This is a genomic window from Streptomyces sp. NPDC096079 (genome assembly GCF_040303145.1).
Lineage (GTDB): Bacteria > Actinomycetota > Actinomycetes > Streptomycetales > Streptomycetaceae > Streptomyces.
This window is the reverse complement of sequence record NZ_JBEOST010000005.1, coordinates 170,470-192,706: the sequence shown is the minus strand read 5'-3', so window position 1 is coordinate 192,706 and position 22,237 is coordinate 170,470. Positions and strand designations below refer to the sequence as shown.

General features: G+C 72.2%; 20 protein-coding genes. 9 read left to right on the top strand and 11 right to left on the bottom strand.

Annotation, left to right across the window (positions count from 1 at the left end):
- Positions 1–123 precede the first annotated feature (123 nt).
- From ABTY59_RS13265 to ybaK, 3 genes are read left to right on the top strand one after another with little or no spacing between them, the layout of a single operon-like run.
- Positions 124–1,215, top strand: coding sequence for a hypothetical protein (locus tag ABTY59_RS13265; RefSeq protein WP_352019026.1), 1,092 nt, complete (start codon positions 124–126; stop codon positions 1,213–1,215).
- A gap of 11 nt (positions 1,216–1,226) precedes the next feature.
- Positions 1,227–1,964, top strand: a complete 738-nt coding sequence (locus ABTY59_RS13260; protein WP_352019025.1) for an LON peptidase substrate-binding domain-containing protein — start codon at positions 1,227–1,229, stop codon at positions 1,962–1,964.
- A gap of 20 nt (positions 1,965–1,984) precedes the next feature.
- Positions 1,985–2,482, top strand: coding sequence for a Cys-tRNA(Pro) deacylase (ybaK, locus tag ABTY59_RS13255; protein ID WP_352019024.1), 498 nt, complete (start codon positions 1,985–1,987; stop codon positions 2,480–2,482).
- 225 nt (positions 2,483–2,707) lie between these two features.
- Here ybaK and ABTY59_RS13250 read toward each other — a convergent pair whose 3' ends face one another.
- From ABTY59_RS13250 to ABTY59_RS13235, 4 genes are read right to left on the bottom strand one after another with little or no spacing between them, the layout of a single operon-like run.
- Positions 2,708–3,346, bottom strand: a complete 639-nt coding sequence (locus ABTY59_RS13250) for a DUF2567 domain-containing protein (RefSeq protein WP_352019023.1) — start codon at positions 3,344–3,346, stop codon at positions 2,708–2,710.
- A gap of 34 nt (positions 3,347–3,380) precedes the next feature.
- The gene (locus ABTY59_RS13245) at positions 3,381–4,193 is read right to left on the bottom strand and encodes an ABC transporter permease (RefSeq protein ID WP_352019214.1); all 813 of its coding nucleotides are present in this window, start codon (positions 4,191–4,193) and stop codon (positions 3,381–3,383) included.
- A 58-nt stretch (positions 4,194–4,251) separates the two neighbouring features.
- Positions 4,252–5,223, bottom strand: a complete 972-nt coding sequence (locus ABTY59_RS13240; RefSeq protein WP_352019213.1) for an ABC transporter ATP-binding protein — start codon at positions 5,221–5,223, stop codon at positions 4,252–4,254.
- 20 nt (positions 5,224–5,243) lie between these two features.
- Positions 5,244–6,617: an NYN domain-containing protein gene (locus ABTY59_RS13235; RefSeq protein ID WP_352019022.1), complete on the bottom strand. Its 1,374-nt coding sequence runs from the start codon at positions 6,615–6,617 to the stop codon at positions 5,244–5,246.
- 217 nt (positions 6,618–6,834) lie between these two features.
- On the opposite strand from ABTY59_RS13235, the gene ABTY59_RS13230 reads away from it, so the two are divergent.
- On the top strand, positions 6,835–7,008 hold the full coding sequence (locus tag ABTY59_RS13230; protein WP_352019021.1) for a hypothetical protein: 174 nt from the start codon (positions 6,835–6,837) through the stop codon (positions 7,006–7,008).
- 82 nt (positions 7,009–7,090) lie between these two features.
- On the opposite strand, the gene dnaE is transcribed toward ABTY59_RS13230, so the two are convergent.
- Positions 7,091–10,630 carry a DNA polymerase III subunit alpha gene (gene dnaE / locus ABTY59_RS13225; protein ID WP_352019020.1) on the bottom strand — a complete coding sequence of 1,180 codons (3,540 nt, stop codon included), beginning with the start codon at positions 10,628–10,630 and terminating at the stop codon, positions 7,091–7,093.
- Between the two features lie 157 nt (positions 10,631–10,787).
- Between dnaE and ABTY59_RS13220 the strand changes: the two genes are divergently transcribed.
- The 5 genes from ABTY59_RS13220 to ABTY59_RS13200 all read left to right on the top strand — a co-directional run bounded on the left by ABTY59_RS13220 (position 10,788) and on the right by ABTY59_RS13200 (position 16,853).
- Positions 10,788–12,113: a DUF2252 domain-containing protein gene (locus tag ABTY59_RS13220; protein ID WP_352019019.1), complete on the top strand. Its 1,326-nt coding sequence runs from the start codon at positions 10,788–10,790 to the stop codon at positions 12,111–12,113.
- A 70-nt stretch (positions 12,114–12,183) separates the two neighbouring features.
- Positions 12,184–12,870, top strand: coding sequence for a hypothetical protein (locus ABTY59_RS13215; protein ID WP_352019018.1), 687 nt, complete (start codon positions 12,184–12,186; stop codon positions 12,868–12,870).
- Between the two features lie 53 nt (positions 12,871–12,923).
- Positions 12,924–13,739, top strand: coding sequence for a thioredoxin domain-containing protein (locus tag ABTY59_RS13210; RefSeq protein WP_352019017.1), 816 nt, complete (start codon positions 12,924–12,926; stop codon positions 13,737–13,739).
- Between the two features lie 170 nt (positions 13,740–13,909).
- The gene (locus ABTY59_RS13205) at positions 13,910–15,559 is read left to right on the top strand and encodes an alkaline phosphatase D family protein (RefSeq protein ID WP_352019016.1); all 1,650 of its coding nucleotides are present in this window, start codon (positions 13,910–13,912) and stop codon (positions 15,557–15,559) included.
- A gap of 328 nt (positions 15,560–15,887) precedes the next feature.
- Positions 15,888–16,853, top strand: coding sequence for a zinc metalloprotease (locus ABTY59_RS13200; protein WP_352019015.1), 966 nt, complete (start codon positions 15,888–15,890; stop codon positions 16,851–16,853).
- Between the two features lie 71 nt (positions 16,854–16,924).
- Here the strand turns inward: ABTY59_RS13200 and ABTY59_RS13195 are convergent, their stop codons facing one another.
- The 6 genes from ABTY59_RS13195 to ABTY59_RS13170 form a co-directional block, all read right to left on the bottom strand.
- Positions 16,925–17,494, bottom strand: coding sequence for a dienelactone hydrolase family protein (locus ABTY59_RS13195; protein WP_352019014.1), 570 nt, complete (start codon positions 17,492–17,494; stop codon positions 16,925–16,927).
- A 38-nt stretch (positions 17,495–17,532) separates the two neighbouring features.
- On the bottom strand, positions 17,533–19,119 hold the full coding sequence (locus tag ABTY59_RS13190; RefSeq protein WP_352019013.1) for a Na+/H+ antiporter: 1,587 nt from the start codon (positions 19,117–19,119) through the stop codon (positions 17,533–17,535).
- Positions 19,120–19,174: 55 nt separating this feature from the next.
- A complete protein-coding gene (locus ABTY59_RS13185; RefSeq protein WP_352019012.1) occupies positions 19,175–19,642 on the bottom strand; it encodes a GNAT family N-acetyltransferase in 468 nt (155 codons plus the stop codon).
- Complete coding sequence (locus ABTY59_RS13180; RefSeq protein WP_352019011.1) at positions 19,639–20,580, bottom strand: RluA family pseudouridine synthase; 942 nt, start codon at positions 20,578–20,580, stop codon at positions 19,639–19,641. The genes ABTY59_RS13185 and ABTY59_RS13180 overlap by 4 nt, the downstream gene beginning before the upstream one ends.
- 17 nt (positions 20,581–20,597) lie before the next feature.
- Positions 20,598–21,203: a signal peptidase II gene (lspA, locus tag ABTY59_RS13175; protein WP_352019010.1), complete on the bottom strand. Its 606-nt coding sequence runs from the start codon at positions 21,201–21,203 to the stop codon at positions 20,598–20,600.
- An 80-nt stretch (positions 21,204–21,283) separates the two neighbouring features.
- Positions 21,284–22,204 (bottom strand): TraR/DksA family transcriptional regulator, encoded by a 921-nt coding sequence (locus tag ABTY59_RS13170; protein WP_352019009.1) that lies wholly within the window; start codon positions 22,202–22,204, stop codon positions 21,284–21,286.
- Positions 22,205–22,237 lie beyond the last annotated feature (33 nt).

Genomic DNA, 22,237 nt, shown 5'->3' with positions numbered 1-22,237 from the left:
GTCCGCCGAGGGTGAGGCGGATCACCCCGAAGGGACCGCGTCGTGAGGGTGGTGTCGGTGCCGGGTGAGGGTGCTGTCGCGACCTCGTGATGCGGCTGCCGCGGCGCGTCCGGCCGGGGGAGAATGCACAGCACCATGTCCTTGCTCCGCGCCCTGCTCGGCGCCACCCGCTCGGCCCGGCACGCCCCGCGGCTCGCCGCGGGACGCGTGCCGGACGACGACGTGCTGCTCGACGCCCCGGACGAGCGGCTCGCCCCCGCCCTGGTCGCCGCGGCCCTCGGCGACCCGGAGCCCGCCGCGAAGCTGCTCGCCACCACCCGGGACGCCGGCGAGTGGGAGGACCGCGACCGGTACGTCACCCGGCTCGCCACCTTCGCGTACAACAGGGGTGACTGGCTCACCGGCTGGCTCGCCGCCGCGCCCGGCGACCCCGACGCCCTCCTCGTCACGGCGCAGCTCGCCGTCCGCAGGGCCTGGGAGTCGCCGGCCCGGGGAGAGCGGCTGCGCGAGCTCTCCCCGCTGGTCCGGGAGATCGCGCGGGAGGCCGCGCACGACCCCGTGCCGTGGCGTCTCGCCCTGGACCACGCGCGCGGGGCGCACGAGGGGCCCGCGGTCTTCGAGTCGCTGTGGGAGCAGGCCGTGCGCCGCTCCCCGCACCACTACGGCTGCCACGTCGCCGCCCTGAAGTACCTGTCGGCGCAGTGGTACGGCTCGCACCGGGCCGCCTTCGACTTCGCCGAGCAGGCCGCGGACGACGCCGCCCCGGGCTCGCTCGTCCGGGCGCTCCCGGTCCGCGCGGCGTACGACGGGCTCCGGGTGCCGCCGGGTCCCGACGGTTCCGTGCCGGCCGTCCGGGTCGACCGGGCGGTGGTCCGCGCCCTGGCCCTCTCGTCGGCCTTCCCCGCGGGCGACCCCTGGCCGGCCGAGGTCCGCAACCTGCTCGCGTACGTGCTGGTGGAGCGGGGGCGCTGGGCGGAGGCGTGGGAGGAGTTCGGCCGGATCGGTCCGTACGCGACCTCGTTCCCCTGGCGTGCCGCGCGGGGTGCCGTACCGGAGGGCCCTCCCCCGGGCTCCCGGCTCCGCTCGGGCAGGGGGGACCCCCTCGTCCGTTTCCTGGCCGAGCGGGACCGGGTGCGGGGCGAAGTGGCCCGCAGGACCCCCCTGCGGGGTCCGGGTCGTGGAAGGGCCGGACGGGACGGGCCCGGCGGCCATTAGGCTTGGCGGCTGTGACCTCCGCTCGCCTGCCTCTCTTCCCGCTCAACGCGGTGCTGTTCCCCGGCCTCGTGCTGCCGCTGAACGTCTTCGAGGAGCGTTATCGCGCCATGATGCGCGAGTTGCTCACGATCGACGACGCGGAGCCGCGCCGGTTCGCCGTCGTCGCCATCCGCGACGGCCGCGAGGTCGCCCCGACGGCCCCGGGCATGCCGGACCAGACGGCGCTGCCGGAGAAGGGCCCGGCGGCGGGCTTCGGATCCGATCCCATCCAGTCCTTCCACCGGGTCGGCTGTGTCGCCGACGCGGCGTCGATCCGGGAGCGCGCCGACGGCAGCTTCGAGGTGATGGCGACGGGCACGACCCGGGTGAAGCTGCTGTCGGTCGACGCGAGCGGGCCGTTCCTGACGGCCGAGGTCGAGGAGATCCCCGAGGAGCAGGGTGAGGAGGCGGGCACGCTCGCCGAGGGCGTGCTGCGGGCCTTCCGGAACTACCAGAAGCGCCTCGCGGGCGCCCGGGAGCGTTCGCTGACGACGAGTGAGCTGCCGGACGAGCCGTCCGTGGTCTCGTACCTGGTCGCGGCGGCGGCGGTGCTGGACACCCCGTCGAAGCAGCGGCTCCTCCAGGCGCCGGACACGGCGACCCGGCTGCGCGAGGAGCTGACGCTGCTGCGCGCGGAGACGGCGGTGCTGCGGCACCTGCCGTCGCTGCCGGTGGTGGACCTGACGCAGACCCCGACGTACCCGAACTGAGCCGAGCCGAGGAAGAGCGCGTGGCGAAGAAGCAGAAGAAGAACGGCGGCGGCACTCCGGCGACGGTGGCCCTGGCGGCGGCCGGCACCGCGTTCACCCTGCACGCCTACGAGCACGACCCGGCCTCCCCCTCGTACGGCGAGGAGGCCGCGGAGGCCCTCGGCGTCTCCCCCGACCGGGTCTTCAAGACGCTGGTCGCGGACGTCGACGGCGAGCTGACGGTCGCGGTGGTCCCGGTGGCGGGCCAGCTGGACCTGAAGGCCCTGGCCTCGGCGGTCGGCGGGAAGCGGGCGGCGATGGCGGACCCGGCGGCGGCGGAGCGCACCACGGGCTATGTGCGGGGCGGCATCTCCCCGCTGGGCCAGCGCAAGCGGCTCCGTACCGTCCTCGACTCCTCGGCCTCCGCGCACGCGACCGTCTGCGTCTCGGCGGGCCGGCGAGGGCTGGAGGTGGAGCTCTCCCCCGCCGACCTGGCCGCGCTCACCTCGGCGGTCGTGGCCCCGATCGGCCGCGTCTGAGGGACGGCGGGGGCCGCGAGCCCGGACGGGCCGGACCCGACGGGAACGGTCGGACTGGCCCTAGGGGGTGTTTCGAAAGTCCTGTGCGGTGCCCGCGGTGTCCGGGGCGTGCCCTCGGCGTGCCGGACGAAGGCCCTCGTAGCGGAGCTACTTGGGTCTTTGGCCGGTGCGGCGAGGGGGCGTGCCGGGCGCCGCGGGTGCTGTGCGGGACTTTCGAAACACCCCCTAGTGCGAGCCGGGCCCCTGGGTGTACGGCTTCGGCTGTCCCCAGGGCTCCGGCGCCGGGTCGCGGGGGCCGAATAGGGCCGTCAGCGCCAGGTGGACGATCATCGCGGCGAGCGGCCAGGCCAGCATCGCGGCGGCCGCCAGGTTCAGTTCGAGCGGTGCCTCGAAGGCGACGTTCGGGCCGACCGCCTTGGCGTGGGCGACCACGTCCTCGGTGGGGCCGAAGTTCGTCCCGATCCACCAGGCGAGCAGGGAGCCGAGGCCGCCGCCGAGCGCCAGGCCGAGGACGAGCGGGACACCGCCCTTGCGGCGGAGCAGGAAGACGACGAGCGCGGCGACCGCGCCGAAGGCCAGCGCGAGGAGCACGAAGGTCCCGTCGGCGCCGATCGCCTGCTCCCCCTCGGAGTTCCGCAGGTAGACGCCCTTGCCGTCCGAGATGAGCAGGACGCGCGGCGCCAGGTTGAGCCACAGCACCCCGAGCACGGCCCCCGCGAGCGCGGAGGCGAGCGTCACCAGCAGGCCCTGCACGACCTCGGCCGCCGTGATCGGGTCACCGGCCGGGCCGAGCATCGGCGGAGGCGGCGGGGGCCAGTCGGGATCGTGCGGCGGCTGGTGAGGCGGAGTAAGGGGTGCGGTCACCCCGCCATCGTGCCAGGTGTCCCTGTGGCCCGCCTCAGCGGACGGCGGCCCGGCGGTACGCCCAGGTGGCGACGGCGAGCGAGACGACGCCGACCGCGGCGCACACGGCGAGGTCGACGGCGACGGCCGTCCAGTCGGGGTGCGGGTCGAACGTGCGGGCCAGGGCCTCCACGCCGTACGTCGACGGCAGCAGGTCCCGCGCCCAGCCGATCGGCCCGGGCAGCCGCTCGGCGGGGAGGACCCCGAGGAGCAGGGCCGCGGACATGCCGAGCTGGCCGAGGAGGGTGGCCAGTTCCTGGCGGGGCGCGAGGAGGCCGAGGGCCGCGCCGAGCCCGGCGAGCGCCGCTCCGGAGAGCGGGACGACGGCGGCGAGGATCCACAGGTGCCCGAGGGGCAGTCCGAAGAGCACGGAGCCGGCGACGGCGGTGACGGCGGTGCCGGGGACGGTGAAGGAGGCGTACGCGCCGGCGGCGCCGAGGACGACGGCGGCGGGCGGGACGGGCAGGGTGGCGTAGTGGTCGAGGCCGCCGCCGGCCCGGAGCTGGCCGAAGTACTGGGCGAGCAGGTTGAGCGCGACGAAGGCGACGACGAGGACGGTGGAGCCGGCGACGACGGCGCGCGCCTCGGAGCCGCCGTCGACGACACCGCGCATCAGGACCATGATCCCGATGGACTGGAAGGTGGCGACGAAGAGCAGCGGGATGCGGGCGACGCGGGCGCGGGAGAGCTGGGCGCGGTAGACGGCGGCCAGGGCCGGGAGGAGCCGGGCGCGCGGGGCGAGGGGCGCGGCGGCGGTGTCCCGGCCGGTGGCGGGGAGCGCGCCGGTCGGCAGGACCTCGGCGGGCAGGGTGCTCACTGCGTACGGCTCCTGGGGTTCACGTGCGGTCGGTCCTGGGTGTTGCCGGTCATGCCTTCACCAGTCCCTCGGTCGCGCCGCCCAGGGCGAGGTACACGTCCTCCAGGCTGGGGGTGGCCAGGGTGAAGTCGTCGAGCGCGGTGAACGCGGCTCCGCCGGTGACGGTGGCGACGGCCTCGCGGGCCTCGTCGGGGGCGAGCCGGAGGTGCCAGCGGCGTCCGGTCTCCTGGGCGAGTGCGCGCAGGGCGGCGATCTCGGGCAGGTGGAGGGGCGGCGTGTCGCGCCAGACGAGTTCGACGCGGACCTCGCCGGCGACCCGCTCCTTGAGTCCGGCGGGGGTGTCGCAGGCGATGACCCGGCCGTGGTCGAGGACGGCGACCCGGTCGAGGACGGTCTCGGCCTCGATGACGTTGTGGGTGACGAGGAGCACGGTGGTGCCGTGCTCGGCGCGGCGCCGGTCGACGGCGGCCCAGACGGCGCGCCGGGCGACGGGGTCCATGCCGGTGGTGGGTTCGTCGAGGACGAGGACCGGCCGGGGGCCGACGAGCGCGGCGGCGAAGCAGGCGAGCCGGCGCTGGCCGCCGGAGAGCTTCTTGAGGGGGCGGGCGGCGAGCGCGCCGAGGCCGAGCTCGTCCAGGACGGCGTCCCGCTCGGCGCGGGCGTCGTGGGCGGTGAGGCCGCGGAGGCGTCCGGTGGTCTCGGCGGCGAGGGAGACGGTCAGCTCGTCGAGGGCGGTGGACTCCTGGCCGAGGTAGGCGAGGAGCCGGGCCGCCCGCTCGGGGTGGCGCACGAGGTCGTGGCCGAGGAGCTCGACGGTGCCGGAGTCGGGGCGCATGAGCCCGGTGAGCTGGCGGACGAGGGTGGACTTGCCGGCGCCGTTGGGGCCGAGCAGGCCGAAGATCTCGCCGCCGCGCACGTCGAGGCTGATCCCGTCGGTGGCCCGCACCTCGGGGGTCGCGGGCGCGCCGCGCCTGCCGCGCGTGGCGGGGTACGTCTTGACCAGATCCCGCACCACGCACACCGTACTCACGGGGTAAGAGCCTACGGGGTCGCCGGGCCTGCTCCGGGCGCGGGGGCGTGTTCGGCGGCGGCCCGGACGTCGATCTCGCGCCAGAACCCGGCCCGGATCGCGTACCGGTCGTGCTCGTCGATCTGGTCGTCCTTGTGGGCGAGAAGTCCGAAACGGGCGGCGTAGCGGAGGAGTTCGCCGTCGATGCGGTGCGGGATGCGCGGGTAGAGGGTGGAGAGCTTCTGGACGTGGCTCTGCTCGGGGAGGCGTTCCATCCACCGGCGGGCGAACACCTGTCCGACTTCGAACGGGTCGCCGCCGACCGTGGTGATGTCCTCCTCGCGGTCGGCCCAGCGCTGCTCCGCGCTGGTCAGCGCGGCGAGGGTGGGCAGGGTGGCGGTCTCGGCCGGCTCGCCGAGGGAGGGGGCGGGGCGCTCGACCCAGCCCCGGTCGGAGGACCAGCGGAGCGCGCTCGCGCCCTGCGGGACCGGGGCGGCCGGGCTGCCGGGCGCGCCCGGTCCGCGCAGCCCCGCCAGGTCCTTGGGGGTGGGCACGCCCCGGACGGGCGAGGCGGGGGCGGGCAGGCCCTCGCGGTCGGTGTGCCCGCCGCCGTCGACGTGGCCGTTCCCGTGCAGGTGCTCGTGGCCGCCGTCGCCGTTGGTGCGCAGCAGCTCGTGTCCGCGGTCGCCGTTCGCGCCGGCGGGGGCCGGTGTGCCGTTCCGGGCGCCCACGGCGGCCTCGGCGGCCCGTTCGGCGGAGGCGGCGAGGGCGGCCTCGGGCAGCGGCGCGGAGAGGATGGCGGCGATCTCCGGGCGCGGGGCGGGCGGCGGCGCGCAGATGCCGGTGAGGTCCTTGGCGCGGACGGCGCGGGTGATCCAGGCCCGGTCGAGGACCCGCCGTTCGTCGGCCTCGGCGACGAGGTCCTCGGACTGGTTGTAGTCGCCGTCGGCGGCCTGGACGGCCCAGAGGTGGACGGCGACCCCGTGTTCCTTGGCCGACATCAGGCCGGGCAGCAGATCGCCGTCGCCGGTCACGAGGACGATGTCGGAGCAGGCCCTGTTCCTGGCGAGCTCGGTCAGCTCGGTGTGCATGGCCGCGTCGACGCCCTTCTGTGCCCAGCGCCCGTCGCTCCTGGTCAGGGCGCCGAGCCGGACGGTGACCCGGGGCATCACGCGGAGTCTGCGGTGCTCGGGCTGGGGCACCCGGTCGGGCGCGCCGTCGAACCAGTAGATCCGGAGGAGGGGCAGCGCGGTCTCGGCCTCGGCGCGCTGCCGCAGCTGCTGGATCAGTCCGGCGTGGTCGACGGTGATCCGGGAGCGGGCCGGTTCCCCGGCGAGGAGACTGGCGGCGGCGCCCAGCAGGTAGCCGGCGTCCACCAGGACGACGCAGCGGTCCACGTGTTCCACCCTCTTTCGGGAGCCTCGGATTCGAAAGGGTGCTTCGGGTGCCTTCGAGTCTGCCCGACGGCCAGGTGGTTGACGTCCGGAACTGGATCATCGGCGTGGCGAGTATCACGCCGAAGTCGCCGTTCACGCTCCGTAATGATCCAACATGCGGCGGTTCGTACCGTGTGTGAGTCTGACAGCGGCCCTGGCCCCTAGGTCCCTTTGAGGAGGCATCCCCATGGCCAAGAACCGCAACCAGAACCGCAGTCAGAAGCAGTCGTCCCAGGCGGAGCGCGGCGCCCAGCAGGCGCAGCAGTCGGCGATGGAATCGCAGGCCGAGCAGCGCGCGAGCCAGGTCACTCCGGGTGACATGGCCCGCAAGGGCCGTCAGAAGCGCTTCGGCCACAACTGACGCGCCGGACGGCAAAGGGGCGCGCCCGTGACGACGGGCGCGCCCCTTGCGCGGGTCCGGGACCCCGGTGCGGGTCCTGGGGTCAGCCGGCCAGGCAGGACGGGCCGAGCAGCACCTTCAGGTCGCCGAAGAGCGCCGGGTCGGCCGTCACCCGGTGCCGGTCGAGGCGGAGCACGGTGGTGGTCCGGGGGCCCTGGAGCTTGATCCGCACCTCGGTGTTGCCCTTGTGGTGCTTGAGGATCTCGCCGAGCCTGCTGACCATCGGCGGGGTCACCTTCACCGTCGGGATGGTGAGGATCACCGGCGCGTTGGTCCCGGCGTTCGACAGGTCGGGGACCATCAGCTCCATGGCGACGAGGCGGGGCACGTCCTCGCGCTTGTCGAGGCGTCCCTTCACGAAGACGACGGTGTCCTCGACGAGCTGGGTGGAGACCAGCTGGTAGGTGGCCGGGAAGAACATGCACTCGATGGAGCCGGCCAGGTCCTCGACGGTGGCGATCGCCCAGGCGTTGCCCTGCTTGGTCATCTTGCGCTGGAGGCCGGAGATGATGCCGCCGATGGTGACGACCGCGCCGTCGCTGTGCTCGCCGCCGGTGAGCTGGGAGATCGCCGCGTCCGTCTTGTCGGACAGGACGTGCTCGATGCCGAAGAGCGGGTGGTCGGAGACGTACAGGCCGAGCATCTCGCGCTCCTGGGCGAGCAGGTAGGACTTCTCCCACTCGACGTCGGAGAACTCGACGTCGAGGCCGAAGCCGGGCTCGTCGCTCGTCTCGTCGCCCATCCCGCCGAAGAGGTCGAACTGGCCCTCGGCCTCCTTGCGCTTGACCGCCACCACGTTGTCGATCATGGGCTCGTGGTGGGCGACCAGGCCCTTGCGGGTGTGGCCCATCTCGTCGAAGGCGCCGGCCTTGATCAGCGACTCGACGGTCCGCTTGTTGCAGACGACGGCCTCGACCTTGTCGAGGAAGTCGGGGAAGGTGGAGTACTTCCCCTTGGCCTTGCGCGACTTGATGATCGACTCGACGACGTTGGTGCCGACGTTGCGGATCGCGGAGAGGCCGAAGAGGATCACGTCGTCGCCCTGGGCGGCGAAGTTCGACTCGGACTCGTTCACGTTCGGCGGCAGGACCTTGATGCCCATGCGGCGGCACTCGTTCAGGTAGACCGCGGACTTGTCCTTGTCGTCCTTGACCGAGGTGAGCAGTCCCGCCATGTACTCGGCGGGGTGGTTGGCCTTGAGGTAGGCGGTCCAGTAGGAGACCAGGCCGTACGCGGCGGAGTGCGCCTTGTTGAAGGCGTATCCGGCGAAGGGGACCAGGACGTCCCAGAGGGCCTGGATGGCCTCGTCGCTGTAGCCGTTCTTCTTGGCTCCGGCCTGGAAGATGGTGAAGTTCTTCGCCAGCTCCTCGGGCTTCTTCTTGCCCATCACGCGGCGGAGGATGTCGGCCTCGCCGAGCGAGTAGCCGGCGATGATCTGGGCGGCCTTCTGCACCTGCTCCTGGTACACGATGAGGCCGTAGGTGACCGCGAGCACCTCTTCGAGCGGCTTCTCCAGCTCGGGGTGGATCGGGGTGATCTCCTGCTGGCCGTTCTTGCGCAGGGCGTAGTTCGTGTGCGAGTTCATGCCCATCGGGCCCGGCCGGTACAGGGCGGACACGGCGGAGATGTCTTCGAAGTTGTCGGGCTTCATCAGCCGCAGCAGCGAGCGCATCGGCCCGCCGTCGAACTGGAAGACGCCGAGGGTGTCACCGCGCTGGAGCAGTTCGAAGGTCTTCTGGTCGTCGAGCGGCAGCGCCAGGAGATCGATGTCGATCCCCTTGTTGGACTTCACCATCTTGACGGCGTCGTCCATGATCGTGAGGTTGCGCAGGCCGAGGAAGTCCATCTTCAGCAGGCCGAGCGACTCGCACTGCGGGTAGTCCCACTGCGTGATGGTGACGCCGTCGGTGTGCCGCACCCAGATCGGGGCGTGGTCGACGATCGGCTCGCTGGACATGATCACGCCGGCGGCGTGCACGCCCATCTGGCGGACCAGGCCCTCGACGCCCCGGGCGGTGTCGATGACCTTCTTGACGTCCGGCTCGTTCTCGTACATCGCGCGGATCTCGCCGGCCTCGCCGTACCGCGGGTGCGAGGGGTCGGTGATGCCGTTGAGGTCGATGCCCTTGCCGAGGACGTCGGCGGGCATGGCCTTGGTGAGCCGGTCGCCCATGGCGTACGGGTAGCCGAGGACGCGCGCGGAGTCCTTGATGGCGTTCTTCGCCTTGATCTTTCCGTACGTGCCGATCATGGCGACCTTGTCGGCGCCGTACTTCTCGGTCACGTACCGGATCACCTCGACGCGCCTGCGCTCGTCGAAGTCGATGTCGACATCGGGCATCGAGATGCGCTCGGGGTTGAGGAAGCGCTCGAAGATCAGGCCGTGCGGGATCGGGTCGAGGTCGGTGATGCCCATGGCGTACGCGACGATCGAGCCGGCCGCGGAGCCTCGGCCGGGGCCGACGGCGATGCCCTGCTTCTTCGCCCACATGATGAAGTCGGCGACGACGAGGAAGTAGCCGGGGAAGCCCATCGAGATGATGGTGTCCATCTCGTACTCGGCCTGCTTGAGGCGGTCCTCGGGGATGCCCCCGGGGAAGCGGCGGGCCATGCCGCGCATGGTCTCCTCGCGGAACCAGGTGACCTCGGTGTAGCCCTCGGGGATGTCGAACTTCGGCATGAGGTTCTTCGCCTCGAACATGCCGCTGGTGTCGATCTGCTCCGCGACCAGGAGGGTGTTGCGGCAGCCCTCCTGCCAGGCGTCCGAGGAGTCGACGGCGTACATCTCGTCCGTGGACTTCAGGTAGTAGCCGGTGCCGTCGAACTTGAAGCGGTCCGGGTCCGAGAGGTTCTTGCCGGTCTGGATGCAGAGCAGGGCGTCGTGCGCGACGGCCTCGTGCGCGTACGTGTAGTGCGAGTCGTTCGTGACCAGGGGCGGGATGCCGAGCTTCTTGCCGATCTCCAGGAGCCCGTCGCGGACCCGGTGCTCGATCTCGATGCCGTGGTCCATCAGCTCCAGGAAGTACCGGTCCTTGCCGAAGATGTCCTGGTACTCGGAGGCGGCCTTCAGGGCCTCGTCGAACTGGCCGAGGCGGAGCCGGGTCTGCAGCTCGCCGGAGGGGCAGCCGGTGGAGGCGATCAGGCCCTCGGACCACTGGGAGATGGTCTCCTTGTCCATCCGGGGCCACTTCTGCAGCCAGCCCTCGGCGTACGCGTCGGAGGAGAGCTTGAAGAGGTTGTGGAGGCCGGTGGCGTTCGCCGCCCAGATCGTCTTGTGGGTGTAACCGCCGGAACCGGAGACGTCGTCCCGCTTCTGGTGCGGCTGGCCCCACTGGATCTTGCGCTTGTTCCGCCGGGACTCGGGGGCGACGTACGCCTCGATGCCGATGATCGGCGTGACCCCGGCCTTCTTCGCCGTGTGGAAGAAGTCGTACGCCCCGTGCAGGTTCCCGTGGTCGGACATCGCGATGTGCGTCATGCCCATCTCGTTGCACGCGTTGAACATGTCCTTCAGCCGCGCGGCACCGTCCAGCAGCGAGTACTGGGTGTGGACGTGGAGGTGCGTGAAGGGCGGCTTGGTCACGGGGGAGGCCTCCGACTGAATTTCTGGGGGGACAGCGTGGAAGTCTACGTCGGCCGACTGACAACACGCGGGCACTCGGGGGTACGGTCGCGCGTTGGAAGACCGGGAACACCTGTCCCATTTGTCATGAGCAGTCGTGCACCAGGAGGCACCCTCGATGTCGGTCCCGCAGCCCACCGCAGCAGAGCGCGGTGAGCACATCCTCGCCGTCTTCGACACCGCCTTCGGCGAGCTCCTCGCCGCCGACCCGGCGGCCTTCCGCGTCAAGTTCCGGAAGATGGCCGGCTCCGCCTTCGCCTTCTACCGGGGCACGGCCTGCCTGTTCTACTCGGACCTGGAGCGGGAGGCGCACGGCGGCCCCTACCTGGACGAGCGGACCGGACGGGTCTGGATCCACGGCGATCTCCACGCCGAGAACTTCGGCACGTACATGGACGCCAACGGCCGGCTCGTCTTCAACGTCAACGACTTCGACGAGGCCTACGTCGGTCCCTTCACCTGGGACCTGAAGCGCCTGTCCGCCTCCCTCGCGCTCCTCGGCTACGCGAAGGCGCTCGGCGACGACCAGATCACCGAGCTCGTCCGGATCTACGCGGGCGCGTACCGGGAGCGGATCCACGCCCTGGCCACCGGCGCCAAGGGGGACGAGGTCCCCGCCTTCACCCTGGAGACCGCCGACGGGGCGCTGCTCGGCGCCCTGCGCGAGGCCCGGGCGCTGACCCGCTTCGGGCTGCTCGACTCGATGACCGAGATCCGCGACTTCGAGCGGCGCTTCTCGTCGGGCGGCGGGGCGATCGAGCTGGACGCCGCCACCCGGTACAAGGTCCTCGCGGCCTTCGACGGCTACCTGGAGACCCTGCCGGAGTCCTCGCTGGCCCGCCCCGACTCGTACCGCGTGAAGGACGTCGTCGGACGGCGCGGGATCGGCATCGGCTCGGCCGGCCTCCCCTCGTACAACATCCTCCTGGAGGGCAACAGCGACGCCCTGGAGAACGACGTCGTGATCTACCTGAAGCAGGCGCAGACCCCGGCGGTCTCGCGGCACGTCACGGACGCGGCGGTGCGGGAGTACTTCCGGCACGAGGGGCACCGCACCGTGATCTCGCAGCGGGCCCTCCAGGCGCACGCCGACCCGTGGCTGGGCTGGACGGAGCTGGACGGGGCGGGCCAGCTGGTCGCCGAGGTGTCGCCGTACGCGGTGGACCTGGACTGGTCGGACATCGACGACCCGGAGGAGATCGCGGCCACCGTCGCCGACCTGGGCCGGGCGACGGCCACCATGCACGCGGCGGCGGACGACGAGAGCGGCCACTCGCTGGTGCCGTTCTCGACGGAGCGGGCCATCGACGCGGCCATCGCCGCCGACGAGGAGGGCTTCGCCCGGCTCCTCGTCGACTTCGCGCACACGTACGGGGCGCGGGCGCGGGCGGACCACCAGATCTTCGTGGACCTCTTCCGCAACGGCCGGATCCCGGGGCTGTAGGGGCCGGTACGGCCTCCCACAGACTTCCTTTAGGGACGTCTTACGGGCCGGCATGGGACACTCCACAGCGATGGACATGGCAGGGACGCAGCTGAGGGCGCTGCGGGCGGCGTTCTTCACGGCACTGGTCGTGACGCTGTCCGTGGCGTCCCACGTGCTGCTCTCCCGCGTGCCGCTGCCGCTGGGGACGGTCGTCCCCGTCGCGGCCGGCGTCTTCGCCGTGGCGTACGCGCTGGCCGGCCGCGAGCGCGGCCTCGGCCCGATCGCCGGGCTCCTGGTCCCGCTCGAACTGGCCGCCGACACGCTCTTCACCAGCGGCCAGTCGGTCTGTTACGGACCCGCCGGCGGCCCGGTCGCCGGTTCGCTGCGTTCGGTGGGCGTGGAGGTGTTCTGCGGCGGCGCCGTGGGCACGCCGCTGCCCGGGGTGGTGGCGCCGGAGAGCGGGAGCGCGGCCGCGCTGCTCGCCTCCCCCGACCCGGCGCTGCCGTGGCTGCTGCTCCTGGCCCATGTGGGCGTGGGGCTCTCGGCGGCGTGCTGGCTGCGCGGCGGGGAGCGGGCCCTGGCCCGGCTGGTCCGCGCGGTGGAGGCCTTCGCGTTCCGGCCGCTGCTGCTGGTGGCGGCCTTCTTCCGGGCGGCGGGTCCGGCGCCGCTGCGGGCCGGCCGGCCCACGGGGCGGCCCCGGTCCTCCCGTGCCCGGCTCCTGGTGCACTCCGTCGGGCGGCGGGGGCCGCCGCGTCCGGTGCTCGCTCTCGTCTGAGCGGGTCCCGCGCGTCCCCCTGCCCTTCCCCACCTTTCACGGAGATCACGATCATGAGTGCACGCAACAGCCACGCCAACAAGGCCGCCGCCCGCGAGCGGCTGCGCGAGGAGCGCGAGCGTCAGGCGAAGAAGGACCGGGCGCGCCGGCAGCTCGTCGTCGGCGTCTCGGCCGTGGCCGTCCTGGCCGCCGCCGGCGGCATCGGCTACGCCGTCGTCCAGTCGAACAAGCCCTCCCAGTGGGAGGCGGCGGCCGACGCGAAGTCGGTGACCGCCCCGAAGAACACCACGGGCACGAACGGCACGACCGTCGTCATCGGCAAGGACTCCGCGAAGAAGACGCTGGAGCTGTACGAGGACTCGCGCTGCCCGGTCTGCGCGACCTTCGAGCAGTCCGTGGGCTCCACGGTGGAGAAGGACGTCGAGGCCGGCAAGTACAAGATCAAGTACGTCGGTGCCACGTTCATCGACAACGGCATCCCGGGCGAGGGCTCGAAGAACGCGCTGTCGGCGCTCGGTGCCGCGCTGGACGTCAGCCCGGAGGCCTTCCTGAAGTACAAGGCCGCCCTCTACTCCACGAAGTTCCACCCGGAGGAGAAGGACGACAAGTTCGCCAAGGACTCCTACCTCCTGGAGGTGGCGGACTCGGTCCCCGCCCTCAAGGGGAACGCCGCGTTCAAGAAGCACGTCGAGGACGGCACCTTCGACGCGTGGGCGATGAAGATGTCGAAGGCCTTCGACGAGAGCGGGGTGCAGGGCACTCCGACGCTGAAGATGAACGGCAAGCCGGTCACGGTCGCGGGCACGGACAACCCCCCGATGACGGTGGCCGAGTTCGACACGGCGATCACCGCGGCCCTCAAGGCCTGACGCTCCCCCGGTCCCGGCCCCCGGGACCGGCGCCCCTCCTCCTCTCGGCCCCGGACCGGCGCGGTCCGGGGCCGAGGTGTACCCGGCTCGGGCGACCGGGGGGCGACGAGTCGGCGAACTTCCGGAATTCGTCTGCCCCTCGGACGTACCCGTCAGTAATCTGACTGCCCGTGACCAGTCGTTTCATATCTCCTGCCCCCAGCCGGCGCTCGGTCGTCAAGGCCGCCGCCGCCACCGCCGCCACCGCTCCCGCGCTCCTGGGCGCGGCCTCCGCGGCGCGCGCGGACTCCGGGGCACCCGCCTTCCTCCACGGCGTCGCCTCCGGCGACCCGCTGCCCGACGGCGTCCTGCTCTGGACGCGCGTCACCCCCACCCCCGACGCCGTCCCCGGCTCCGGTCTCGGCCCCGACGTCCAGGTCGGCTGGGAGCTCGCCGAGGACCGCTCCTTCGCCCGGGTCGTCGCCTCGGGCACCACCACGGCGAGCGCCGCCTCCGACCACACGGTGAAGGCCGACGTCCGCGGCCTGCGCCCGGCCACCGCCTACTGGTTCCGCTTCACCGCGGGGTCGGCCGCCTCCCCCGCCGCCCGCACCCGCACCGCGCCGGCCGCCGACGCCGCCGCGCCCGGCGTCCGCTTCGGCGTGGTCTCCTGCGCGAACTGGGAGTCCGGCCACTTCTCCGCGTACCGCCATCTCGCGGCCCGCGCGGACCTGGACGCCGTCCTGCACCTCGGCGACTACCTGTACGAGTACGCCACCGGCTCCTACCCCGAGGCGAAGTACGTCGTCCGGCAGCACGAACCGCGCCACGAGATCGTCTCGCTCGCCGACTACCGCACCCGGCACGGGAAGTACAAGACGGACCCCGACCTCCAGGCGCTGCACGCGGCGCACCCGGTCATCGCGATCTGGGACGACCACGAGTTCGCCAACGACGCCTGGTCGGGCGGGGCCGAGAACCACACGCCCGGCGCCGAGGGCGACTGGGCGGCCCGGGTGGCGGCCGCCAAGCAGGCGTACTTCGAGTGGATGCCGGTCCGCGCCTCCACGGAGGGCACCGTCTTCCGTCGTCTGCGCTTCGGCAGGCTGGCCGATCTCCATCTGCTCGACCTGCGGTCGTTCCGGTCCGCGCAGGCGAAGGCGGGCAGCGGCGCGGTGGACGACCCGGAGCGGTCCATCACGGGCCGCGCGCAGCTGGACTGGCTGAAGGCCGGCCTCGCCGGCTCGGACGCGACCTGGCAGCTGGTCGGCACCTCGGTGATGATCTCGCCGGTCGCCTTCGGCGCCCTGCCGGCCCACCTCCTGGAGCCGCTGGCCGAGCTGATGGGCCTGCCGACGGAGGGGCTCGCGGTCAACGTCGACCAGTGGGACGGCTACACGGACGACCGCAAGGAGCTGCTCGCGCACCTGACCGCGCGGGCGATCAGGAACACGGTCTTCCTGACCGGCGACATCCACATGGCCTGGGCCAACGACGTGCCGGTGAAGGCCGCGACGTACCCGCTCTCGGCCTCGGCGGCGACGGAGTTCGTGGTCACCTCGGTGACCTCGGACAACCTGGACGACCTCCTGCACGTGGCACCCGGGACGCTCTCGGTGGTGGCCGCGGGCGCCGTGAAGGCGGCCAACCGCCATGTGAAGTGGGTGGACATGGACCACCACGGCTACGGCGTGCTCGACGTGACCGCCGCGCGCTCGCAGATGGACTACTACACGGTCTCCGACAAGAAGGACCCGGCCGCGACGACGTCCTGGGCGCGCTCGTACCGGACGCTGAGCGGAACGCAGCGTGTCGAGCGGGTGTACCAGCCGGTGCTGTAGCCGCCTCCCTGTAGGCGATTTTCAGCCATGATCTTCCTTGTTAACGGGAGATCACATCACTACGGCGGGTGGTGGGTTCCGGCGATCGAATCCGGACACACCACCCGCCTCTGTCACGTCGTTCGTTACGTCCACGTCTCAAACGCTGGAAGCGACGCAAGATTTTCTTCCCGATGCCCCGAATTGCCCCACGAATGATTGGGCTTGATCAATCCTCAACGACCTCTGACATGGACGCGTAATGTCCGGGCGGTGGCGAGGAAGTCCCTCTCCACACACCCCCCGCAAGGAGTCACCCGTGCGTGCTCTTGTCCGCATATCGCCGCGTATGACACGTCGTCTGATGGGCACCGCCGTCCTGGCCGGAACCCTGGCCATCGCCCCGCTCTCCGCCCCCGTCGCCGCCCCGGCCGGAGCCGCCCTGGCCTCCGCCGAGGAGTGCGCCGACGGCACGACGGCGCTCTCCGGCGCCCGCAAGGCGCGCGGCGCGGCGGACCACGACGCCGAGCCCAACGAGGTCACCGCCGCCAAGGCCAAGGCCATGGACGACGACCTGAAGAAGAAGCTCTCCGCGGCCCGTTCCTCCGGCCGGCTCAGCGCCTCCGCCGGCGCCGCCGCCGCGGTGAACATCCCCGTCTACTTCCACGTCGTCCACAGCGGCACCACGGGCAAGCTGTCCAGCACCGCCATCAACAACCAGATGGCCGTCCTGAACGCGGCCTACGGCGGCCAGGGCACCGGCAACGCGAACACCAACTTCCAGTTCACCCTGGCCGGCACCGACTACACGGACAACGCCACCTGGTACAACCTGTCCGACGGCACCCAGGCCGAGAAGGACATGAAGAACACCCTGCGCAAGGGCGGCGCCAACGCGCTGAACGTCTACACCGCCAACCTCGGCGGCGGCCTGCTCGGCTGGGCGACCTTCCCGTCCTCCTACAAGGCCAGCCCGAAGATGGACGGCGTCGTCATCCTCGACGCCTCGGTGCCCGGCGGCTCCGCGACCAACTACAACCAGGGCGACACCGCCACCCACGAGGTCGGCCACTGGATGGGCCTGTACCACACCTTCCAGGGCGGCTGCACGGGCAACGGCGACTACGTCTCCGACACCCCGGCCGAGAAGAGCCCCGCGTACGAGTGCCCGACCGGCCGTGACTCCTGCACCTCGAAGGCCGGTGTGGACCCGATCCACAACTTCATGGACTACACGTACGACTCCTGCATGTACCAGTTCACCTCGGGCCAGGTGACCCGGATGAACGACTCCTGGACCGCGTACCGCGCCTGACGGCACGTCCGCGACACACGGCTGCGGCCCCCGGGGAACTCCCCGGGGGCCGCAGCCCTTTCGGCCCGGTCCTACAGACTGTCCAGGAACGACATCGCCACCGACCAGGTCCGCTCCGCCGCCTCCTCGTCCCAGTCGGGCAGCTCCGGGTCCGTGTACACGTGACCCGCGCCCCGGTAGCGGTAGATCTCCACGTCCGCGCCGGCCTTGCGCATCTGGAGGTACCAGGAGGACAGCCAGTCGTCGGTCTCGAACGGGTCGGGCTCGGCCACGTGCAGCTGGACCGGCAGCTCGTCCACCGAGGCGGACTCCGCGATGTCCGAGGTGCCGTGGAGCAGCAGCAGCCCGCGCGCCTTCTCGTCCCCTAGCGCCAGGGTCTGCGCGATCGAGGCCCCGAGGGACAGGCCCATGTAGACAAGACCGCGCTCGGAGTAGGGAGCGGCGGCCAGCACCGCCCGCTTCAGCAGCTCGTCCTTGCCGATCTCGTCGCGCAGCACCACGCCCTCCTCGACCGTCCCGACCGTCCGGCCGTCGTAGAGGTCCGGCGTCCAGACCTGGTGGCCGGCGGCCCGGAGCCGCTCGGCGGCCGCCTCGACGGAAGGGGTCAGCCCGTAGGCCGAGTGGAAGAGCATGATGTCCATGCGTCCCATCCTGCCACCCGCACGGGCACGCCCCGCCGTCAGCGCATGCTGCGCACGTCCAGCTGGCGCAGCACCCGGTCCACCACCTCGGGGTCGGCGCCCGGTTCGCTGCGCGCCGCGAGGACCTCGTGCCGGGCGGCCGACATCAGCTCCCGCTGGATCCGCTGCACCGCCTTGAACCGCTTCGTCCGCTCCACGAACGCGGCCCGCCGCTCGTCGTCCACCATGTCGGGACTGATCCGCGCCCCGATGTCGTACGCCCCGCGCAGCAGCCGCTCCTGGACCTCCTCGGGCAGGTCCTCGACCTCCTCGATCTCCTTGAGCCTGCGCTTGGCCGCCTTGGCGGCCCGGATCGCGAGGTCCCGCTCCAGGGCGCGCTCGGCGTCCGTGTCGGCCCGCACCCCGAGCCGCTTGACCAGCCAGGGCAGGGTGAGGCCCTGGAAGACGAGGGTGGCGATGATCACGCAGAAGGCGATGAAGACGATCTCGTCGCGGCCGGGGAAGGGAGCGCCGTCCTCGGTGCGGAGCGGGATGGCGAGCGCCAGCGCGACGGAGGCCACCCCGCGCATCCCCGCCCACCACATGACGACGGTCTCCCGCCAGCTCATCGGGATCTCCTCGTCGACGTCCCGGAGCGTGTGCAGCCTCTTCGCCAGCCAGGTGGCGGGGAGCAGCCAGAGCAGCCGGACGCCGACGACCACGCCGACCACGGCCGCGCCCCAGCCCAGCATCTCCCCGCCGTGGCCCTCGGCGACCCCGAAGACGTGGATGAGCTCCAGACCGATGAGGCCGAAGGCGATGCCGGTGACGAGGGTGTCGACGATCTGCCAGAAGGTCTGCCCGGCGAGGCGGCCCATGACGTCGTCGGCGTCGGCGGCGTGCTCGGCCAGGAAGAGCGCGGTGAGCAGGACCGCGAGGACGCCGGAGCCGTGCAGCTCCTCGGCGAGGACGTAGCTCACGAAGGGGACGAGGAGGGTGAGGCCGGTCTGCAGGGTGACGTCGCCGAGGAGCCCGATGAGCTTGTTGCAGAGCCAGCCGAGGGCCAGACCGACGACCACGGCGACCACGGCGGAGAGCACGAACTCGCCGAGCGCCTCGGGCCAGGAGAAGGAGCCGCTGACGACGGCGGAGATCGCGACGTGGTAGAGCACGATCGCGGTGACGTCGTTGAAGAGCCCCTCGCCCTCCAGGATCGACACCAGCCGGCGCGGCAGCCCGAGCGAGCCGGCCACGGCGGTCGCCGCGACCGGGTCCGGCGGCGCGACGAGGGCGCCCAGCGCCACGGCGGCGGCCAGCGGGAGACCGGGCACGAGCGAGTGCGCCACGGCGCCGACCGCGGCCGTGGTGACGAAGACCAGGGCGACCGCGAGCAGGAAGATGGGCCGCCGGTTGGCCGCGAACTGCCGCCAGGAGGTCCGCTGCACGGAGGCGTACAGCAGCGGCGGCAGCACCAGCGGGAGGATGAACTCCGGCGGGATGTCGACGTTCGGCACGAAGGGCAGGAAGGCCAGCGCGATCCCGACGAGGGTCATCAGGACGGGCGCGGGCAGCCCGAGCCGGTCGCCGAGCGGCACGGTCAGCAGGGCGCCGAGGAGCAGGAGGAAGAGCAGGGCCAGTTGATCCACGGCCCCACCCTGTCACGTACGTCCGTTTTGGAAGCAATCGCCCCCGCTGGGGGCTTTAGAGTGTGCGCCGCATGGCCCGGTGCGGCATCCCCGCGTCCGGGAACTCGGGGCCGTACGCCACGTACCCCAGCCGCTCGTAGAAGCCCAGCGCGTGGGTCTGCGCGTGCAGGTCGACGGCGCTCAGACCGCGCTCCCGCGCCGCGTCCTCGATGCCCTTCACGAGCGCCGCGCCGATGCCGAGACCGCGCGCCGCCTTGGCGACCGCGAGCCGTCCGAGGGAGCCCACGGAGGTGTCGCCGCCGGTCTTGCCGGTCGCGTCCGCCCCGTGCAGGAGCCGCCCGGTGCCCAGCGGCACCCCGTCCGCGCGGACCGCGAGCACGTGCACCGCGGTCGCGTCGTACGGGTCGTACTCCAGCTCCCGCGGAACGCCCTGCTCCTCGACGAAGACCTCGCGGCGCACCGCGAAGCACGCCTCCCGGTCACCGTCGACGACCGCCTCGCGGACGCTGTACGTGTCGCTCACTGGCTCTCCGATGCGATCCGGTCGAGGGCCTTCTGCAGGTCCTCCGGGTAGGTGCTGGCGAACTCGACCCAGGACCCGTCGCCCGGGTGCTCGAAGCCGAGGCGGACGGCGTGCAGCCACTGCCGGGTCAGGCCGAGGCGCTTGGCGAGCGTCGGGTCGGCGCCGTAGGTGAGGTCGCCGACGCAGGGGTGGCGGTGGGCGGACATGTGCACCCGGATCTGGTGGGTGCGGCCCGTCTCCAGCTTGATGTCGAGCAGCGAGGCCGAGCGGTACGCCTCGATCAGGTCGTAGTGCGTGACGGAGGGCTTGCCCTCGGCGGTGACCGCCCACTTGTAGTCGTGGTTCGGGTGCCGGCCGATCGGCGCGTCGATGGTGCCGCTCATCGGGTCGGGGTGGCCCTGGACGAGCGCGTTGTAGCGCTTGTCGACCACGCGCTCCTTGAACTGGCGCTTGAGCGAGGTGTACGCGTACTCGGACTTCGCCACCACCATCAGACCGGAGGTGCCGACGTCGAGGCGGTGCACGATGCCCTGGCGCTCGGCGGCGCCGGAGGTGGAGATGCGGTACCCGGCGGCGGCGAGACCGCCGATGACCGTGGTGCCGGTCCAGCCGGGGCTGGGGTGGGCGGCGACGCCGACCGGCTTCATGATCACGACGATGTCGTCGTCGTCGTGGACGATCTCCATGCCCTCGACGGGCTCCGCGACGATCTGCACGGGCGCGGCCGCGCCCGGCATCTCGACCTCGAGCCACGCGCCGCCGCTGACCCGCTCGGACTTGCCGACGACGGAGCCGTCGACCTGGACCTTCCCTGCGGCGGCCAGCTCGGCCGCCTTCGTACGGGAGAACCCGAACATACGGGCGATGGCGGCGTCGACGCGCTCGCCCTCCAGGCCATCGGGAACGGGCAGCGTGCGGATCTCGGGACTCGTGCTCACCCGTCGAGTATGCCTTGTCAGTCCTTGTGGACGGTGCCGTCGGGGTCCAGGCCCCGGAAGGACAGCAGGACGATCAGGATGCCGCCGCAGACGATGGCCGAGTCGGCGAGGTTGAAGACGGCGAAGTGCGCGGGGGCGATGAAGTCCACGACCGCGCCCTCGAAGACGCCCGGCGAGCGGAAGATCCGGTCCGTGAGGTTGCCGAGGGCGCCGCCGAGCAGCAGACCGAGCGCGATCGCCCAGGGCAGGCTGTAGAGCTTCCGCGCCAGCCGGATGATCACGACGATCACGGCGGCCGCGATGACGGTGAAGATGATCGTGAAGGCCTCGCCCATGCCGAAGGCGGCGCCCGGGTTCCGGATGGCGTCGAGACGCAGTACGTCGCCGATCAGCTCGATCGGCTCGTGGCCCTCCAGCTTGGCGACCACCAGCATCTTGCTGCCGAGGTCGAGCAGGTAGGCGAGGACGGCCACGACGAACAGGGCGACGATCCGGCGCCTGCCCCTGGGCCGCTCCTCGGGAGCGGCCGCACCGTCGGGGGTGGCCGTGCCGTCGTCCGGGACGGCCGTCTCGTCGGCCCCTGCTGAATCCGGCGTACCGATGATGCGCTCCGCCTCTGCCACGTGAGTGAGTCCCTCGACCTCGATGCCTGACCGTGCACCGAGGGTACGGCACAGGCGTACGAGACCGGCAGCCGAGATCGTCAGCCGCGCCGCTCCTGTCGCTGTTTGTCCTCGACGCAGAGCGTGGCCCGCGGGAAGGCCTGCATCCGCGCCTTGCCGATCGGCTTGCCGCACACCTCGCACAGGCCGTACGTGCCCGCGTCGAGCCGCTCCAGGGCGTGCTCGGACTGCTCCAGCATCTCCTGGGCGTTCGCCGCGAGGGCCAGCTCGTGCTCGCGCGTGATGTTCTTGGAACCGGTGTCGGCCTGGTCGTCCCCGGCGCCGTCGCCGGAGTCCCGCATCAGCCCGGTCAGCTCCTCCTGGGAGTGCACCAGCTCGCTGCGGAGCCGCAGCACCTCCGCCTGGAGGCCGCTGCGGGCCTCGGCGACCTCCTCGGGCGTCCATGGGTCCTCGCCGGGACGCACCGCGAGCTCACCGGCGCGGGCCGGGGGCACCGCCGCCTCGTCCTCGACGGTCGTGACGCCACCCGCGGTCTTCTTCGCTGCCACCGTCCTGGCTCCTGTCTGCTTCTTCGCGGCGGGCGCCTTCCTGGCGGCCGCTTTCCTCGCCACGGCCTTCTTGGCGGGCGTCTTCGGGGTGGAGGCCGCGTCGGCGGAGGCCGCGGCCTCCTCGGCGGACGCCTTCTCGGCGGGCGCCTTCTTCGCGGCCGTCTTCGCGGCCGTCTTCCTCGCGGCCGCCTTCGTGGCCGGGGCCTTGTCCGTGACCGACTTCTTCCCGGCCGGGGCCTTCTCCGCGACCGCCTTCGCACCGGCCGGGACCTTCTTCGCGACCGACTTCCTCGCGACCGGCGTCTTCGCGGCGGACGTCTTCGCGTCCGACGTCCCGGCGACCGGCTTCCCGTCGACCGCCGAACCCTTTCCGGCCACGTCCTCGGCGACCCCGGTCGCACCGGCGGAGCCGGCGACCGAGGTCCTCTTCGCGGCGGTCTTCTTCGCCACCATGTCGCGGCCCCTTCACATTTTGTGATCTTGCTC

Coding starts and splice junctions, on each gene's coding strand:
- ABTY59_RS13215 (WP_352019018.1), top strand. CDS start 12,184: ATGGACATGGCAGGGACGCAGCTGAGGGCGCTGCGGGCGGCGTTCTTC.
- ABTY59_RS13220 (WP_352019019.1), top strand. CDS start 10,788: ATGTCGGTCCCGCAGCCCACCGCAGCAGAGCGCGGTGAGCACATCCTC.
- ABTY59_RS13265 (WP_352019026.1), top strand. CDS start 124: ATGCACAGCACCATGTCCTTGCTCCGCGCCCTGCTCGGCGCCACCCGC.
- ABTY59_RS13170 (WP_352019009.1), bottom strand. CDS start 22,204: ATGGTGGCGAAGAAGACCGCCGCGAAGAGGACCTCGGTCGCCGGCTCC.
- ABTY59_RS13210 (WP_352019017.1), top strand. CDS start 12,924: ATGAGTGCACGCAACAGCCACGCCAACAAGGCCGCCGCCCGCGAGCGG.
- ABTY59_RS13200 (WP_352019015.1), top strand. CDS start 15,888: ATGACACGTCGTCTGATGGGCACCGCCGTCCTGGCCGGAACCCTGGCC.
- ABTY59_RS13230 (WP_352019021.1), top strand. CDS start 6,835: ATGGCCAAGAACCGCAACCAGAACCGCAGTCAGAAGCAGTCGTCCCAG.
- ABTY59_RS13195 (WP_352019014.1), bottom strand. CDS start 17,494: ATGGACATCATGCTCTTCCACTCGGCCTACGGGCTGACCCCTTCCGTC.